The organism is Paraburkholderia sp. RL17-381-BIF-C (assembly GCF_046026435.1).
In the GTDB taxonomy this organism is placed as follows: domain Bacteria; phylum Pseudomonadota; class Gammaproteobacteria; order Burkholderiales; family Burkholderiaceae; genus Paraburkholderia.
This window is the reverse complement of the sequence record NZ_JARESX010000023.1, coordinates 45,907-62,727: the sequence shown is the minus strand read 5'-3', so window position 1 is coordinate 62,727 and position 16,821 is coordinate 45,907. Positions and strand designations below refer to the sequence as shown.

Sequence of the window (16,821 nt, the reverse complement as noted above, 5' to 3'; positions counted from 1 at the left end):
GCCATGGCCGACGTGATCCTCGTATTGAATGCCGGCTCTTCAAGCCTGAAATTCTCCGCATTCGATGCGGGAACGGCCGACCTCGACCTCGTTTTGCGCGGCCAGATCGAAGCGCTGTACACGGTCCCGCGTTTCAGCGCGACGGATCGGCATGGTGAGGCCGGTAGCAAGGAATGGGGTGCGGGCTACGAACTCGGCCATCTGGGCGCGATCGAGTATCTCTCCGCGTTTCTGCGCAGCCATGGCGACGGGCATCGCCTGACGGCGGTCGGTCATCGGGTCGTGCATGGCGGCCAGCGATTCTCCGATGCCGTTGTGGCGACACCGGCTATCGTCGACGAACTCGAGAAGCTCGCTCCACTTGCGCCGCTGCATCAGCCGCATAACCTGAAGCCTATCCGGATCATCTCGCAGTTGCGTCCGGACGTTACGCAGGTTGCGTGCTTCGACACGGCATTTCACCACACGCAGAGCGAGACGTCGCGCGCCTACGCGTTGCCTGTGGCCATTACGGAGCGGGGCGTGCGGCGGTATGGGTTTCACGGGCTGTCGTACGAATACATCGCAAGCGTGTTGCCGGAGATTTCGCCGACGGCTGCGGCTGGCCGGACCATCGTCGCGCATCTCGGCAATGGCGCAAGCCTGTGCGCGATGGTTGGTGGCAAGAGCGTAGCCAGTACGATGGGATTCACGGCGGTAGACGGCCTGCCGATGGGAACGCGTTGCGGAAGCCTCGACCCGGGCGTGATTCTCTATCTGCTCGATGAACTGAAGATGGATGCGCGGGCCGTCGAGGATCTGATCTACAAACAATCAGGCTTACTCGGCATGTCGGCCGTGTCGAGCGACATGCGTGTGTTGCTGAACAGCGTCGAGCCACGCGCCCGTTTTGCGCTGGATGTCTACGTCTACCGGATTGCGCGCGAAATCGGCAGCCTTGCTGCGGCGATGAAGGGCATTGACGGGCTGGTGTTTACTGCCGGAATCGGCGAGCACGCGGCCACGATTCGCGAGCGTGTCGTGATGGACGCGGCGTGGCTGGGAGCCGAGCTCGATAACGTGGCGAATCAGAGGGGCGGTCCGCTGATCAGCCTTCCGTCGAGCAAGGTGGCGGTTTGGGTTGTTGCCACAAACGAGGAACTCATGATTGCCCGCCACACGCAGGCGGCTGTCCACGCGTTGAAATCATGAGCATAGGTCCACGACGCGAAGTGTCACGCTTGCCAGCACCCAAGAGCCCTATCCAGGAGTTTTATCATGCCGATCGAGCAACCGCGTTTGATCCTGAAGGATGCGAAAGCGCTAGTCACGGGTATCGCTAACGAACACTCGATTGCGTATGGATGCGCGAAGGCGTTTCACGAGCTTGGGGCCAGCCTTGCGATCACTTACGCGAATGAAAAGACAAAGCCTTACGTGGAGCCGCTCGCGAAATCGCTCGATGCGCAGATCTTCATGCCGCTAGACGTGACGCGGGAGGGCGAGCTCGAAGCAGTCTTCGGGAAAATCGACGAACTGTGGGGGCAACTCGACATTGTCGTGCACGCCATCGCATGGGCGCCAAAGTCGGATCTGCATGGCGGGTTGTTGAATTCTTCGTGTGAGGGCTTTCTAAGCGCCATGGATATATCCTGCCATTCGTTCGTACGAATGGCGCGCCTCGCCGCGCCGCTAATGAAAGAAGGCGGTACGTTGTTGACGATGAGCTATTACGGTGCGAATAAAGTGGTGCCGAACTACAGCGTGATGGGCCCTGTCAAAGCCGCCCTGGAAGCCTGTACGCGCTATCTGGCGCACGAACTCGGGCCGAGGGGCATCCGCGTGCACAGCATTTCTCCCGGTCCACTCAAAACGCGCGCGGCGTCCGGGCTCAAGGATTTCGAACTGATGTTGAACGAGGCCGTGCAGCGTGCGCCTCTGGGCGAGGTGGTCGACATCATGGATGTGGGCTACACCTGTGCATTTCTTGCGACGCCGTACGCGCGGCGGCTATCCGGCGAAACGTTGTATATCGACGGGGGCCTCAACATCATGGCGTGATCCAACCGTCAAAGGCGGTGCCATCATGAACGCAATGGATACGACAATCATTCAGATCAGCTCCCCGCTCTTTAGCGACGAAAATACGCTTTGCTTTTCAGCACACGCTTTCGGCTGGGGCTATTGTGCATTCTCTCTTGATCGCGACACGGCGTGCGAAGTGCTCGGCGCGGCCGACCATTCGAACAGGCAGACGCTGCTGGCGTTCGCGCTTGGCCAGGTAAAGATACGGGAGGCTGTGAGCCGGGCAATGCGGCCGCGTTGTGGAGGACGCATCCGGCTCACCGGAGCAGATTTCCTCGAGAATGAGAGCACTGCCTCAGTCCAGCCTGACTGAACGAGGCGCTCGCATCTCACCCGTCCGCAACGGGGTGCGTCGTACTGTCAACTGGCTGAGGGGGCTGAGGTTGGACATCCGGATTCTCTGCGGCGAAAGTTCGGGGAGCCTCGATCCACGCTATGAGCAGATGATAAGTCACTGCGAGGATGACCGGGCCGATGAACAGGCCCACCGGTCCCAAGGCGAGCAGACCGCCTATTACACCAGTGAGGATAAGCACCATTGGCAGTGCTATTGCGCGGCGAATCAGGATGGGGCGCAGAATGTTGTCGAGCACTGAAACGCCAATGGTCCAGACGAGCAGCAAAATAGCCGGCAATCGAGCGTCATGCATGAACAGATAGGCGACGCAGCCGAGCATCGGCAGAAGCGGTCCGATCTGCACGAGGCACATCAGGAGCAGTAGGGCGCTCAGCACGCCGGCAAACGGAATGCCCGCGATCCAGATGCCGGCCGCGCCGAGCGAAGCCTGAACGACTGCCGTCACCACGACGCCCAACGCGATTGCGCGGATCGACTGGCCCGTGAGATGCACGATGTTCGCGCCGTTTTCCGGCGAGACACGCAAGGCCAGGCCCGTCACGAGCTGGACGGCCGATTCGCCTTTGGCAAAGAGCAGTCCGCAAATGATGATCAGCAGGATCAGTTGCACGGCAAACGAGCCAACGAGGCCCACTTGAATCACCATCCACCTGGCGGCGACAGCCGCATAAGGCTGCAATTTTGCGAGCATGCCGCCGGGGCCCGCGTCGGATAGCGATTGCCACTCGCGCACAAGACTCCCTGTCAGCGGCAGGCTGGCGAGCCAGTGGGGCGGGGACGGAAGCGCATAGTTGGGCAGCGCTTTGACGAAGGCCATGATGTCTGCTGCATGGTCGGCAAGCGTGGAGACAGCGCCGTATGCCGGTATGCAGATAACGACGATCTCGAGCAGCAGGAGCACTGTCACCGCCAACCCCCGGCTTCCGCGCAGGTACCGCTGGATCTTCAGCATGAGCGGCCAGGTCGTCACGACGATCGTCGTAGCCCACATCAGGGCGGGCACGAAGGGATGCACGATGTACAGACTACCGCCGACCAGCAGAAAAAGCGCGCTGACAGCCAGCACGATTCGGGCAAGGTCGACCGCGGGTCGGACCATCTGACGTCCGGATTCCGGCGGCCGGGTCGATTGAGCCGGGTGTTCCATCGTGCGCCTTCCTTTACGGCCTAGCTGGAATACTGAATTCCGCGCTCACCAGTACTGATGCGTGTTCCCGCGCGGCGTTCGGTGATGGCAACGATATCGGGCAGCGCGCCGATCACTGCATCCTTGCCGGTGTTTCGGGCAAACTCGATCGCAGCCATGACCTTCGGGCCCATCGATCCCGCCGCGAAACCCAGCTCTTCCAGCGCATCGGGATGGGCGACCGAGATCGCTTTTCTGGTTGGCTTGTCCCAATCCACGTAGGCCGCGTTGACGTCGGTCGCAATGATCAACATGTCGGCGTCGAGTTCCTGTGCGAGCAATGCTGAACACAGATCCTTGTCGATAACAGCCTCGACCCCGGACAGCTTGTGGTGCTCGTCATACACGGTGGGAATGCCCCCGCCACCCGCGCAGATGACGATCGTGCCATGCTGCAACAGCCATTTGATCGGCCGTATTTCGAATATATGCTTGGGGCGCGGGCTCGCGACCACACGGCGAAACTTGTCGCCGTCAGGGGCGATCGTCCAGTTTCGCTCTGCGGCGAGACGTGTGGCTTCTTCCTGGGTGTAGACGGGGCCGATCGGCTTGGTGGGATGTTGAAATGCGGGATCGGCCGCATCGACTTCGACTTGCGTCAGAAGCGTAGCGAAAGGCACTTCATAGGGCAGCAGGTTGCCCAGTTCCTGTTCGATCATATAGCCGATCATGCCCTCGGTTTGCGCGCCGAGAACGTCTAGCGGATAGGTTTCCACATCTTTATAGGCCGCGCCTTGCAGCGCGAGCAGGCCGACCTGAGGACCATTGCCATGCGCGATGACGATTTCGTTGTCCGGTACGATCTGGGCAATCTGTTCGGCTGCAATTCGTACGTTGGCTCGCTGATTTTCGGCGGTCATAGGCTCGCCACGGCGCAGTAGCGCATTCCCACCTAATGCAACGACTATCCGCATGATGCGCTCCCGAGTGACGGTCCCTGCCTGGACATGACCGTTGATGAAATTCAGTCCCGCCGGATCAGAGGTCCGCGAGTGTCGAGACCAGAATAGCTTTAATCGTATGCATCCGGTTCTCTGCCTGTTCGAATGCGATGTTCAACGGCGATTCGAAGACCTCTTCCGTGACTTCGATGCCGTTCGCGAGATTCGGATATTGGGCAGCGATCTGCTTGCCGACCTTTGTTTCACTGTTATGAAACGCAGGAAGACAATGCATGAACCGCACTTGAGGATTTCCGGAGGCTTTCATCATGTCCATATTGACCTGGTAGGGCAGGAGCATCTGGATGCGCTCTTTCCAGGCTTCAACGGGTTCGCCCATCGACACCCACACGTCGGTATGCACAAAATCGACACCCTTGACGGCAACCTTCGGATCTTCGGTCAACGTTAGACGTGCTCCTGTTTCCGCGGCAAACTGCTGGCACATTGCGACGTGATCCTCATGTGGCCAAAGCGCTTTCGGCGCGCCGATCCTTACGTCCATGCCGAGCTTCGCGCCGATGAGGAGCAACGAGTTGCCCATATTATTGCGAGCGTCGCCCAGGTACGCGTAACTGATGGCAGGAAGCGGCTTGTCCGTATTCTCCCTCATCGTCAGCACATCGGCCAGCATCTGGGTGGGGTGATACTCGTCTGTCAGACCGTTGAACACGGGTACGCCGGCATATTGCTCGAGTTCGTCGACGATTTCCTGTTTGAAGCCGCGATATTCGATAGCGTCGTACATGCGCCCGAGTACCCGGGCAGTGTCCTTCATGCTTTCCTTATGCCCGATCTGCGACGAACTCGGATCAATATAAGTGACGTTGGCACCTTGATCATAGGCGGCGACTTCGAACGCGCAACGAGTGCGCGTCGAGCTCTTTTCGAAGATCAGCGCGATGTTGACGCCTTTCAGATGCTGTTGTTCCGTGCCCGTGTATTTCGCGCGCTTGAGGTCTCTGGAGAGGTCGATCAGATACCGCAACTCCCTGCTGGTGTGATGCACGAGGCTAAGAAGACTTCTGTTTCGCAGATTAAAGGCCATGTTGCTTCTCCGTCAGAGATGAGTTCGGCGGGAGGTAGTCGGATTGACTGGCGGGCATTGGGGTGCCATTCAAAAATCGACCGCATCCCTGCTGATCGGGCATGTCATGCAATGACCGCCGCCCCGGCCGCGCCCCAACTCACTGGCCGCAATCGTGATGACTTCTACGCCGGCTTTACGTAGGAGCGTATTCGTGTAGGTGTTGCGGTCGTACCCCACCACCACGCCAGGCTCGATGCAGACCACGTTATTGCCGTCATCCCACTGTTCTCGTTCCGCGGCAAAACTGTTTCCACCGGTCTCGACCACGCGCAAACGAGGCAGGCCGAGCGCTTCCGCCACTACGTCGACGAACGGCTTTTCTTCGCGGCGAATAGTGAGCCCGGATGTGCTCGATTCGTCCGCGCGTACCGAGAAGGCAACGATCTGGTTGACTACTTCCGGGAAGATCGTGACGAGATCGCGGTCGCAAAAGCTGAACACCGTATCGAGGTGCATCGCGGCGCGTGACTTTGGCAGGCCCGCAACGACGACCCGGTCGACCACGCCCTTACTGAAAAGCGACTGGGCCAGTTCGCCGATAGCCTGCCTTGTCGTGCGTTCGCCCATGCCGACCAGAACCGCACGGTTCCCGATCGGCATGACGTCGCCACCTTCAAGCGTGGCCGACCCGTGATCCTTATCGGGATCGCCATACCATATCTGGAAGTCTCCTGAGGCGAAGTCAGGATGGAACTTGTAGATGGCGGAAGTGAGCAGCGTCTCCTGGCGACGGGCAGGCCAATGCATGGGATTGAGCGAAACGCCGCCGTAGATCCAGCATGTCGTATCGCGCGTGAAGAGAGTGTTCGGCAGAGGCGGCAGAACGAAGCTCGAATAGCCCAGATATTGCCTGTACATCTTCAGAATGCCACTGTGCTCGGTGTCAGGCACGTCCTCGGCCACCACGCCGCCTATCAGGAACTCCGCGATGTGGCGCGGTTCGAGCCCCTCGATCCAATGACGCACTTCCTGTGCGAGGCTGACGCCCACCGTGTCCGTGCGAATCTTGCGGTCGAGTATCCAGCTCAGTGCTTCCGGGTTGTGCACCGTCTCTGTCAACATGTTGTGCATCTCGACGACATCGACGCCGCGCTCGCGCATCTTCGTGACAAAGTCGAAGTGGTCGCGTTTGGCCTGGCTGACCCACATGACGTCGTCGAAAAGTAGCTCGTCGCAGTTGCTGGGTGTGAGTCGCTGATGCGCGAGCCCGGGAGAGCAAACCATCACTTTACGCAACCTGCCTACTTCGGAGTGAACGCCGAATGCGGTCTTTTCCTTGGTCATCATGTGTCTCCCCATGTTCGAGGGTGAGGAATCCTTATCGCAACGCCAACCATCAACCCGGCGACAAGCACGGCCGACATGCCACTCGGCAACATGCTGGGCGGGACAATAGAGGGGGTGGCGGAGAAAGCGCCATGCGAATGGGTACGCATCGTTCACGTGTCGTCATCGAATCAGGCAAGCCTGATCTGGGTACGATTGCGTTTCGACCAATGTGAGCGTGAAAGGCAACGCACACAATAAGACTTTGGTCCGACGCCCGTTGATAGCCAGATACCGGACGATAAAATCGCCATGCCGCTTTCTTCTGGCGCGCGCGACGTGGACCGCAACAAGGCCGCGGAAGAATCCACCATGCTTGCTTTCGAGTAGCGCAGCTTCCACGAGTACGGGAGCACCGCGTGGTGGGCGGGGAGGGAGGGGAAGGGCCGCGGGGCGTGGTCAACCGTGGGGTGCCGGGGGCGCGGCCGAATCCCGACAATCACTTGACCACTGCGGGCTCCACAGAAATGGCAACGGCCTCGTTGTACACCACTTGCACCTGATCGCCTTTCTTGATCAATTTGAGCTGCTCAGGGTCCTGCACGATCAGGTCCAGTGAATTGCCTTGCGGTCCTCGCAGGGTTACCGCGCCAGTTTGATGATTGACGGCAGTGACGTTCGCCATGACCGTCACCTCGCGACTTGCCGTTCCACCAGGCTTCGCACCGAGTGGTGCGCGCGTAATGTTCTGACTCTCATTGGCGGAGAGTGGCGCACTGCCTTTCTTCAGCGTGACGGTTAATGCCTGAGAGTATTCCGCTGTAACACTGTCGCCGAGCTTGAGTTGGCCGAAATTATGCGCTTCCTCGCCCACTACGAGTTGCACGACTTTGCCTTTCGCATCCTTTAACCAGACCGTGCGGGTTTCCGGCTCTATGCCGACCACCGTCGACGTTGTTTTGATCGTCCCAGTGACGGAGACCTTGCCGGGCGCACTTGTCACGCCCACTTTGGGTTCTGTTTGCGCGAATCCCGCCTGTGCCAGGGCCGCGAGCGTCGCTACGATGATGAGTTTCTTGCTGTTCATGATGCTCTCCTTGGACACCCGGTCTTTTTTTTGCGGGCGCGGTAGTGGGATGCCGTCATCAGGACATGTGTGGCTTCACCGGTGGGAATTGCTCACTTGATGGTGTACCCACGGCCTTCCATACACGCGCCCCAGGCACGATTGAACGTATCCATCGCGCCTTGAGTCTGTGACTGGGCGGCAGCCCCGGCAGCCCGCCGGTTCTGGCGTGCTCGCGAGCCTCCGACCATCGTGCCTGCCGTCGCGCCGATCGCCGCGCCTTTGCCCGCATCGCCCGCTATCGCGCCGACCACTGCGCCACCGGCTGCGCCACGCGCCGCACCTTGAACGCGCTCGCCACCGCCCACCGCGGGACCCGAAGGCGGAGGGGGGGCATTGGCGACGGCAGCCGGGTCCACACCCGTATTGCTCTTCGCCCACGAGTAACACGCGGCGTCGTCCTGCTGCTGCATTTGCTGGCTTTGTCCCTTCGACGGATACGCGATGGGCTTCGCCTCCACCACGCCTTCGAATGACACCGCGCCGGCCAACGCAGCGCAAATACAGCACTTCGTTAAGTTATTCACGGCAACTCCTTACTCGAGCCTTCGCCGATACAAACAGGTGCTCACGTCTTCACGCCATATCGGAGATGGGACGGTGGCGACCATGTCTGGTCCGGCGTGTCAGATGACGCGTGCAGTTTCGCTCCAGCGCAGAGGTGGCCGGATCGCGTTCATCATTGCGTTTCGCGCCCCTCATGCGCAATCGGACCATGGTCGTATTCAACGGAGCGGATCTGCAGGTGCGGCGACTGCTGCACGCGGATCGCGGCATAGCCGCGTAGCTACGTCGTAGCTGCGTTGTAGAGGCCTCGAGGCGGCGCAGACCCGAACTTCTAAGACCTTGGTCCGATGCGAATCGCACCGCGTACGCGGTAAGCTTGAAGATCGAGGCTGGCCGCTCGGGTCCCGCGTTGTGGAGAAGAGGAGAAGGGGAATTCACTATCGGCTATCCGCTTTAGAAACGGCGCGCGACGTCTGTGCCTGCCGGTAATGCTTCGCGCCCTGAGGGAGCACCTTTATGCGCAATCGGTCCTTGCCGCACCCCGGCTCCGGTTTCCGTCTGCCCGTGCTCGAATGGGTACGCGGCTATCAGAAGTCCTGGATCAAACCGGACGTTATTGCGGGTGTCACGGCGTCGGCTGTTGTATTGCCGAAGGCGATGGCGTATGCGACGGTTGCGGGCCTTCCTGTACAGATCGGACTCTATACGGCATTTGTGCCCATGGTGATCTACGCTCTGTTGGGCACGTCGAGGCCACTCAGTGTTAGTACGAGCGCAACGCTGGCTATCCTGACCGCTACCGCGCTCGGCCAGGTGACGCCAGGCGGCGGGGTGGCGCAACTGGCCATTGCAACCGCTACGCTCACGCTGCTTGTCGGTATCGTCCTTGTTCTCGCGGGGCTGCTCCGGCTCGGGTTCGTCGCGAACTTTATTTCCGAGCCGGTGCTCACGGGTTTCAAGGGCGGCATCGCAATCGTCATTGTGCTCGATCAATTGCCTAAACTAATTGGCCTTCACGTCGTGAAGGGTTCGTTCTTTCACAACGTGTATGCGCTCTTCGCAGGGCTTCCTCACGCATCGGTGGCGACCGTCATTGTCGGCGTCGTGACGATTGCGATCCTCGTCGCACTCGAGCATCTCTATCCGAAGTCACCGGCGCCGCTCATTGCGGTAGCGTGCGGGATCGCCGGTGTTGGCCTGCTTGGACTGCAGAAATACGGGGTTGGCGTAGTCGGCCATATTCCGACCGGGCTGCCGTCGCTTGTGATTCCGGACTTCTCGCTGATCGAGCAACTGTGGCCTGCTGCCGCGGGCATTGCACTGATGAGCTTTACCGAAACCATTGCTTCAGGGCGAGCGTTCGTGCAGAGCGGAGAGCCCACGCCGCTGCCGAATCGGGAATTGTTGGCGACAGGCCTCGGTAATGCCGCGGGCGCGCTGGTGGGTTCGATGCCTGCGGGCGGCGGGACCACCCAGACGGCGGTCAATCGCCTCGTGGGTGCGCGCACGCAACTGGCAGAACTGGTCACGGCTGCCGTCACCCTGGGCACGATGCTACTGCTCGCGCCGCTGATCGGCCTCATGCCGCATGCGACACTCGCGGCCGTGGTGATCGTCTATTCGATCGGCTTGCTCAAGCCGGCGGATTTCCGCGCCATTCTGGCAGTCAGGCGGACCGAGTTCATCTGGGCGCTCGTGGCGCTCGCAGGCGTCGTCTTGCTGGGTACGTTGAACGGTATTCTGATCGCCATTCTCGTATCGCTCGCGGCGCTCGCCTATCAGGTATCTGATCCGCCTGTGTATGAGTTGCGTCGCAAGCGCGGCACCAACGTATTCCGCCCGATATCCGAGCAGCACCCCGACGATGAACATTTCCCGGGACTCCTGCTTCTGCGGCCCGAGGGACGCATCTTCTTCGTCAACGCTTCGAACATTGGTCACAAGATCACCCCGCTCGTCGAGCGCGCGCGTCCTCAGGTGATCGCGCTGGATATGAGGTCGGTATTCGATCTGGAGTACACGGCGCTGAAGATGCTGACTGAAGCAGAGAAGCATTACCGAGAAAACGGAGTTTCCATATGGCTCGTCGGCCTCAGTCCCGAGGTTTTTGCCGTAGTGCAGAACGCGCCGCTCGGCAAGACGCTGGGACGCGAGCGGATGTTTCTCAACCTCGAGCAGGCGCTTGTCGCCTGGTGCGCGCGGGACGGTAAGCAGGCTGCGCCGGACGCGCCACGGGGCATCGTGCACTGAGCCATCCAGGATCGTTGAAGTTACGGAGTGAAGGGCGAACGTTAAATGGCGGCGTAAAGGTTGTGTCAGAGGGACCGACCGATGACACGGGAATAACGAGGCAAGAGCAAATCAGGCAGGGGATATCATGGATAAGGCTGTTTCACGCAAGGCGGCAAGCAGATCGAATGCTAAAGACGTTCAGTACCGCACACCTGATGAGAGGGCGGCGGAAGGTCGACTCATGCGCGATTCGGTGCCGCGGACGTCACAGGGAGGCTGGAAGCAGCCCGATGGTCGGCGGGATATCCTTGAACTTCTCAGCGAATCCAATGAGGGGCGCCTGCCTAGCCTGGTGCCGATTCGGTTCGGTCGTATGTCTGCGTCTCCATTCGCGTTCTATCGCGGCGCGGCGGCCTTGATGGCTGCGGACCTGGCCACGACGGCAACCAGCGGGTTACGCGTGCAGGCGTGTGGCGACGCACACCTGATGAACTTCGGCGGATTCGCAACGCCTGAGCGCAATATCATTTTCGATATCAACGATCTGGACGAGACCTTGCCCGCTCCCTTCGAGTGGGATTTGAAGCGGCTCGCAGCCAGTGTCGTGATCGCGGCGCAGCATCTGGAGTTGCCCTACAGCGACACGACGCGCATCAGCACGGATCTCGTGCGCGAGTATCGCGAACGCATGCACGACTTCGCATCCATGCGCGCGCTCGACGTCTGGTACGACCGCATCGATCTGCAAAAGTACCAGGATCGGACGGGCGATCCCGCCATTGTCGAGGCGGCGCGCAAGCGCATCGCGCAGCGCATCGAAATGGAGCGTCGCAAGACCGTGCCTGACCATCTCTATCCGAAGTTGGTCACGGAAGCAGACGGGCATCCCCGCATCAAGGACGAGCCGCCGCTCATCTTTCATCCCTCTGAGGACGTCGCCCCCGGGCTTCAGTCGGGCTATGCGGAGGCCATTGCCTCGTATCGCGAGAGCCTCGCCGAACCTGTGCGCATACTGTTCGACAGGTTCCACTTCGTTGATCTGGCGCTCAAGGTGGTCGGCGTGGGCAGCGTCGGCACGATCTGCGGAGTGGGGCTGTTCATGGCGTCGGACAACGATCCGCTGTTCCTGCAAGTCAAGGAAGCCAAAATGTCCGTGCTCGAACCCTATGCAGGGAAAAGCCTGCATCCCAACCATGGGCAGCGGGTCATTGCCGGTCATCGCATCATGCAGGCGGCCAGCGACGTGTTTCTCGGGTGGAGCCGCGGTCAGAATGGGCGTGACTTTTATGTCCGTCAGCTTCGCGACATGAAAATGTCCGTCATGATCGAGGGGCTGGACGCCGGCATGCTCCGGCAATACGCGCGCATGTGCTCGCACGCGCTCGCGCGTGCTCACGCGCGCTCGGGCGACGCCGCAATGATCGCCGGGTATATGGGTTCGGGCCAGACGTTTGACGACGCGATCACCGAGTTCGCTGCGGAATATAGCTCGCAGAACCGGCGCGACTACCGGCAATTCGTTCATGCGATCCGTGAAGGACGGATCGAGGCAATAGTCGAAGGCTAGAGGGCGCAATAGCGGGCGTGAGGTCACGGTTGGATTGGGATGAAGCGAGAGGTTCTCGCGCCACGACAATACCTTGACGGTGCGTCCCATGTGGCATTGGATTCACCTGCCTCTTTTGCGCCCATTAAAGCGGCCGTTGCCGAGCTTGATCTGGATCATTACGTGGGGTCGTGACCTGCCGATGATAACGGTGGTGAAGGCAGGCGTTCTGGATTGCTTAGTGGAAAGCATAATTTCACCGGTAATCGGGAATCCGCCTGCATCGCACCGCTGCAACTGGTCTACGTGGTCAAAACCGCCAGTCCGCAGACTATCCCTCAGCGTGAGCGAGAGCTTTTTTCAGGAGGCTCGGCAATGAGCATACTCAGCAGGCTATGGCATCGCGACGAACCACGCGGAACACCAGAGCAAGAAGAGCGGATCGACGCAACGATCGAGCGTATTCTCACGATGATCCCCCGCTTGCGCATGGCAAGGCGTTACCGTACACGCCTTGCGCCCGCCGTCGCTGCTTATCTTCGTTTCGAAACGGCTATGCTCGCTTCGTTGCCGGCAGCGCGTCAGGCGAGTATCAACACGTGGTCGTCCGATCCTCATCTACGCGCTTTCTTTGCAACGCCCGAAGACTTGACCACGGCATTCGGCCGCTCAGAGGCGTTGCGTGAATATTTCGACCTGCATCCTGAATCAGAGGAAGCCTATGCTGTACTCGGGATGGCCATGACTGAACGCCATGTGCTCGGCGTTGCGATGGAGGGCGACACAATTCGTCGTGACGTTGCGCAAACCACGATCTGCTTCGGCGACTATCGGGTCCGAATATGCGCCGCCACAGAGAGCGAGCTGCATCAGGAAATTGGAAACCGTCTTGTCGATCAACTGGCCTTGGAAGGATTGGCGAAGCTCGCGGCTGACCGCCGCGATCTGCTGTCTCGTGGACACGAACTTATCGAGGAGCGCTTCGCTCTGTTTCAGACGCAAGGCGCGGGTATGCGCTCTGTGACTGGGGGCGGCGACGAGTCCAGCACGGAGGAGTTGGCCCGCCTGCACGCGGCGATAGAAGACAATGCCGGCAAACTCGCGGCACTCAAGGCGCCTACCGAAGTCATCGAACTCGAATTTGAACGTGTCTGCGAAGTGCTGTCAGAGTCTTCTACACATATTTACCTGACGAAGAAACGGCTGCGCATCGATCTGATGAACGTGGTCCAACCAGCGGGCTCGCGGGGTAGCCACGATATTGAATTCAACTTCGCTCGAATTCCCGGCATCAAACCGGAGCAGCGTGCTTTTGCAGTAGTTCGGTATTCTCGTCACGAGTTACTGCCGGCTGGATTGCATATTGACCCTGCAATCAGGGCACTTTAGTGGAAACCGCTGGTCACGCTCGTTGTGAATTGCATCGGCGGACCGGGCGGCGTTTCTCATCTAAAGGATGCCGTGAATACTTTCAGTCGTGTACGCGCCTCATGCCCAATGGCAGAGATCACACGGGAGACCAAAGTCCTATATCCAATATTTCGCCTGTGATGTAGCGTGAAATTGACGTGCAACGAGCAGGTACACCGGTACTAATTATCGTCGGCGGTCGTTTTCCGCCGCTGGGCATCTAGGGCAGAATTTCCGCGTCCAGCGCTGCGGAGGCTGATGTACTCCTGGCAATGTGTGTTGCAAGGCGCGGCCTTCATCGTTTGGGCCGGTGTCCACTGGAGGGGCGACGTGAGTGGTGACCGTCGACTAAATCGGGAACTTTGTGCAATCGCTCTCGTTTTCGTCACTCAGACTGTTGCAGCGGGTTTTGCATGCGGAGATGAAATCACACTGCAAACCAATCTGTACAACATACACTACCACTATGACCCAGATCACATACCATACTCGCCTTTGGTCGCCGCAGAGTGGCGACGAAACGACGGGTGGTTGATCGGAGGCGGGGTATTTCTAAATTCATTTGGACAGTTCTCACAGACGGTTTATGGCGGATATCTCTGGAACATTGCCGACACCGGGTTTTATGCGAAGTTGGTGGGTGGTGCCGTTCACGGTTACACGGGGCAATACAAAGACAAGTTGCCGCTCAATGTCGGGGGATTCGCTCCTGGTATCATCCCGGCCATCGGATATAAGCTGGGGCCCGTGAGGATTGAGACACAGTTTATCTGGACCAGTGGGCTCATGATCACAGGCGGCATCGCCTTCTGACGGATATCGCTCGCTTCGTTCCAGCCTCGATCTCATTGAGCCATTCGTGTCCGTCATCGCCCAAGCGGCAAGCTCGTCGCCGGGCGGTTCGTGGTGAAGATCGGGGCAACGGTTCAGCATGCGCACACATCTCGCGATAGACCGGGGCCGTTGTGGAACGTAGTCGGCAGTCGCCTGGTCATCCGCCAAGCGCCATGACGATCATAATGAGTACGACCCCGAGTATCGCCATCAATGCGCCTGTGAAAGCGGGTCTTCCAACGCCGGCATACCGTCCCAGTGTCGCGCCCACCGCAAATAGCATCGCCACGGCAACACAACGGGATGAAGTCAAGGCAACGTGAATATTTTGCGTGACGAGAAAAGGAAGCGCGACAGGAAAGGTCGCGATAACGACAAGTAGAAAAATCCCAGCTGCCGCCGCGAAGTCCTCCGTGCGAAGAAGGGGGTGCCGGGTAAGATCCAAAGCAAGCAGGCGGTGCCGCATGCCGGCAATTTCCTCTGGTCCGCTGATCGCGGCAACATAACCGGGTAGAGAATCTCTGACCAGGTTGAACCCCGTTTCAGAGTCGGCTAAAGCGATCTGCGACGCGACCACTCGATTGTGGGTTCGTTCGGTTACGATCCTAAGCAGGTACATGACTGCGTCGACCAGACCCCATGCGAGATTGCAGCCTAGCGCAGCCCTTGTCGCGGCACGCGCCTGCTGGCCTTCAGGCGAGGCGAGCGAGACTGTGCCGACGATAGTAACGGCCATGATAATGCCGAACAATATTTCAGAGGTTCGATCTATCGGGTCCAGAAGCCTTCCGACCTTCATATTCTTCATTGATCTTCTACCGTTGTCCTCTTTCAACCGTAGTCCACAGTTGGGTGAAGTCGTTGAGGCTGGTCAATCTTCTCGACGAAAACAAGCACGGATCTAAGGTGAGCTTTTCGCAGAACGTAGACTTGCGTGGGCCGAAATGGAGGCATTGGATGTGCGGCGTCGCCATGCAGACGTGAATGGGCCGAAAGTCCTATTGCCGCACCGTGATATGCGGACGATAGTGAGGTGATGCCGTTAATTTTGCGCGTTTCAAGGGGGAGCAATGTCTAAAACGCTTGAGAGAAGGGAAAACGCGGATGCTGCCAGGTTGGGACAGATCGACAACAAGACTTACATGAAAGAGCTCGCTCGATTGCACGTTGAACTGGTGAAGCTTCAGGAGTGGGCTGTCGCGACCGGGGCGAAGATTTGCGTCGTATTTGAAGGGAGAGACGGTGCGGGCAAGGGGGGCGCGATCAAAGCCATTACGGAACGCGTCAGCCCACGGATCTTCCGTGTCGTTGCCTTGCCGGCACCCACTGATCGCGAGAAGACCCAGATGTACGTGCAGCGATATCTTCCCTATTTGCCCGCTGCGGGTGAAATCGTACTCTTTGATCGGAGTTGGTATAACCGTGCGGGAGTAGAGCGCGTGATGAAGTTTTGCACGGAGGAACAGGCGCAAGCGTTCCTGAAAGCAATTCCTCTGGTGGAAAAAGCGATCGTGGGTTCAGGCATTATTCTTTTGAAGTATTGGCTGGAAGTGAGTGAAAAAGAGCAGACTCGCAGGCTGGAATCGCGCATCAATGACGAACGAAAAATATGGAAGCTCTCTTCAATGGATCTCGAGTCATACAGCCGCTGGTATGACTACTCTCGGGCGCGCGACGAGATGTTTGCAGCAACCGACACGGAAGGCTCACCCTGGTTCGTGGTGCCTTCTGATCACAAGAAGCGCGCCCGTCTGAATATTATTAGCCATCTCCTGAATTCGGTTCCATACAAAGAATTGCCGCGCAAGCGGATTGCGCTGCCGGCGCGCCAGAAACCAAAGGGCTATGTCGATCCTGCATACCCGTTTCGATACGTGCCCGAGGTTTTTTAATAATCAAGCAGGCGCGCTTTTCATCTCGCTCTTAAGCGCCATGTGGCGGCAAGAAGCTAAACTAGTAGCCGCACTTTTTTCCAAATAAAATGGGAAAGTGGTGTAAATCCCTATTCAAAAATTCTAGCTTCAATTCGCTCAATTATATTTATGTTAGTTTTTCTTAATTAAATAACGATGGCTGCGAGGTAGACTTAGTTAGGTAAAAAAATAAAACAGTAAGGTTGACCGAAAACCGATGATATAAGTCAAAAAATAAGGGAGGAAATGCGCTAGAGTGAGTTCACAGGGTCGGCAGTTCTAAGTTGCAATATGGATTGGCCCGCGCGATTCGGAAGATATGTCAGGCGAGCGGACCAGTCGCAACGA

General features: G+C 58.8%; 15 protein-coding genes. 8 read left to right on the top strand and 7 right to left on the bottom strand.

The window, feature by feature from the left end; genetic code table 11:
- Window positions 1–3 precede the first annotated feature (3 nt).
- From P0D70_RS16415 to P0D70_RS16405, 3 genes are all read left to right on the top strand, one after another.
- On the top strand, window positions 4–1,191 hold the full coding sequence (locus tag P0D70_RS16415; RefSeq protein WP_408185281.1) for an acetate/propionate family kinase: 1,188 nt from the start codon (window positions 4–6) through the stop codon (window positions 1,189–1,191).
- 66 nt (window positions 1,192–1,257) lie between these two features.
- Window positions 1,258–2,040 (top strand): enoyl-ACP reductase FabI, encoded by a 783-nt coding sequence (fabI, locus tag P0D70_RS16410; RefSeq protein WP_408185280.1) that lies wholly within the window; start codon window positions 1,258–1,260, stop codon window positions 2,038–2,040.
- 25 nt (window positions 2,041–2,065) lie between these two features.
- A complete protein-coding gene (locus tag P0D70_RS16405; RefSeq protein WP_408185279.1) occupies window positions 2,066–2,377 on the top strand; it encodes a hypothetical protein in 312 nt (103 codons plus the stop codon).
- Window positions 2,378–2,393: 16 nt separating this feature from the next.
- Here P0D70_RS16405 and ydiK read toward each other — a convergent pair whose 3' ends face one another.
- From ydiK to P0D70_RS16375, 6 genes are all read right to left on the bottom strand, one after another.
- The gene (gene ydiK, locus P0D70_RS16400; RefSeq protein WP_408185278.1) at window positions 2,394–3,569 is read right to left on the bottom strand and encodes an AI-2E family transporter YdiK; all 1,176 of its coding nucleotides are present in this window, start codon (window positions 3,567–3,569) and stop codon (window positions 2,394–2,396) included.
- A 20-nt stretch (window positions 3,570–3,589) separates the two neighbouring features.
- Window positions 3,590–4,522: a carbamate kinase gene (gene arcC / locus P0D70_RS16395; RefSeq protein WP_091795485.1), complete on the bottom strand. Its 933-nt coding sequence runs from the start codon at window positions 4,520–4,522 to the stop codon at window positions 3,590–3,592.
- Between the two features lie 64 nt (window positions 4,523–4,586).
- Window positions 4,587–5,597: an ornithine carbamoyltransferase gene (locus P0D70_RS16390; RefSeq protein ID WP_408185277.1), complete on the bottom strand. Its 1,011-nt coding sequence runs from the start codon at window positions 5,595–5,597 to the stop codon at window positions 4,587–4,589.
- A 69-nt stretch (window positions 5,598–5,666) separates the two neighbouring features.
- The gene (gene arcA / locus P0D70_RS16385) at window positions 5,667–6,923 is read right to left on the bottom strand and encodes an arginine deiminase (protein WP_408185314.1); all 1,257 of its coding nucleotides are present in this window, start codon (window positions 6,921–6,923) and stop codon (window positions 5,667–5,669) included.
- Between the two features lie 481 nt (window positions 6,924–7,404).
- Window positions 7,405–7,992, bottom strand: a complete 588-nt coding sequence (locus P0D70_RS16380) for a hypothetical protein (protein ID WP_408185276.1) — start codon at window positions 7,990–7,992, stop codon at window positions 7,405–7,407.
- A 92-nt stretch (window positions 7,993–8,084) separates the two neighbouring features.
- Window positions 8,085–8,534, bottom strand: a complete 450-nt coding sequence (locus tag P0D70_RS16375) for a glycine zipper family protein (protein ID WP_408185313.1) — start codon at window positions 8,532–8,534, stop codon at window positions 8,085–8,087.
- Window positions 8,535–9,054: 520 nt separating this feature from the next.
- On the opposite strand from P0D70_RS16375, the gene P0D70_RS16370 reads away from it, so the two are divergent.
- The 4 genes from P0D70_RS16370 to P0D70_RS16355 all read left to right on the top strand — a co-directional run bounded on the left by P0D70_RS16370 (window position 9,055) and on the right by P0D70_RS16355 (window position 14,539).
- Entirely contained in the window at window positions 9,055–10,788 is a 1,734-nt protein-coding gene (locus P0D70_RS16370; RefSeq protein ID WP_408185275.1) for a SulP family inorganic anion transporter, read from the top strand.
- A gap of 127 nt (window positions 10,789–10,915) precedes the next feature.
- A complete protein-coding gene (locus tag P0D70_RS16365) occupies window positions 10,916–12,337 on the top strand; it encodes a DUF2252 domain-containing protein (RefSeq protein WP_408185274.1) in 1,422 nt (473 codons plus the stop codon).
- A gap of 354 nt (window positions 12,338–12,691) precedes the next feature.
- Window positions 12,692–13,705 carry a hypothetical protein gene (locus P0D70_RS16360; protein WP_408185273.1) on the top strand — a complete coding sequence of 338 codons (1,014 nt, stop codon included), beginning with the start codon at window positions 12,692–12,694 and terminating at the stop codon, window positions 13,703–13,705.
- Window positions 13,706–13,984: 279 nt separating this feature from the next.
- The gene (locus tag P0D70_RS16355) at window positions 13,985–14,539 is read left to right on the top strand and encodes a sn-glycerol-3-phosphate transporter (protein ID WP_408185272.1); all 555 of its coding nucleotides are present in this window, start codon (window positions 13,985–13,987) and stop codon (window positions 14,537–14,539) included.
- Window positions 14,540–14,717: 178 nt separating this feature from the next.
- Here the strand turns inward: P0D70_RS16355 and P0D70_RS16350 are convergent, their stop codons facing one another.
- Window positions 14,718–15,368 carry a hypothetical protein gene (locus tag P0D70_RS16350; protein ID WP_408185271.1) on the bottom strand — a complete coding sequence of 217 codons (651 nt, stop codon included), beginning with the start codon at window positions 15,366–15,368 and terminating at the stop codon, window positions 14,718–14,720.
- A 262-nt stretch (window positions 15,369–15,630) separates the two neighbouring features.
- Here P0D70_RS16350 and ppk2 point away from each other — a divergent pair, with 262 nt between their 5' ends.
- On the top strand, window positions 15,631–16,452 hold the full coding sequence (ppk2, locus tag P0D70_RS16345) for a polyphosphate kinase 2 (RefSeq protein ID WP_408185270.1): 822 nt from the start codon (window positions 15,631–15,633) through the stop codon (window positions 16,450–16,452).
- Window positions 16,453–16,821 lie beyond the last annotated feature (369 nt).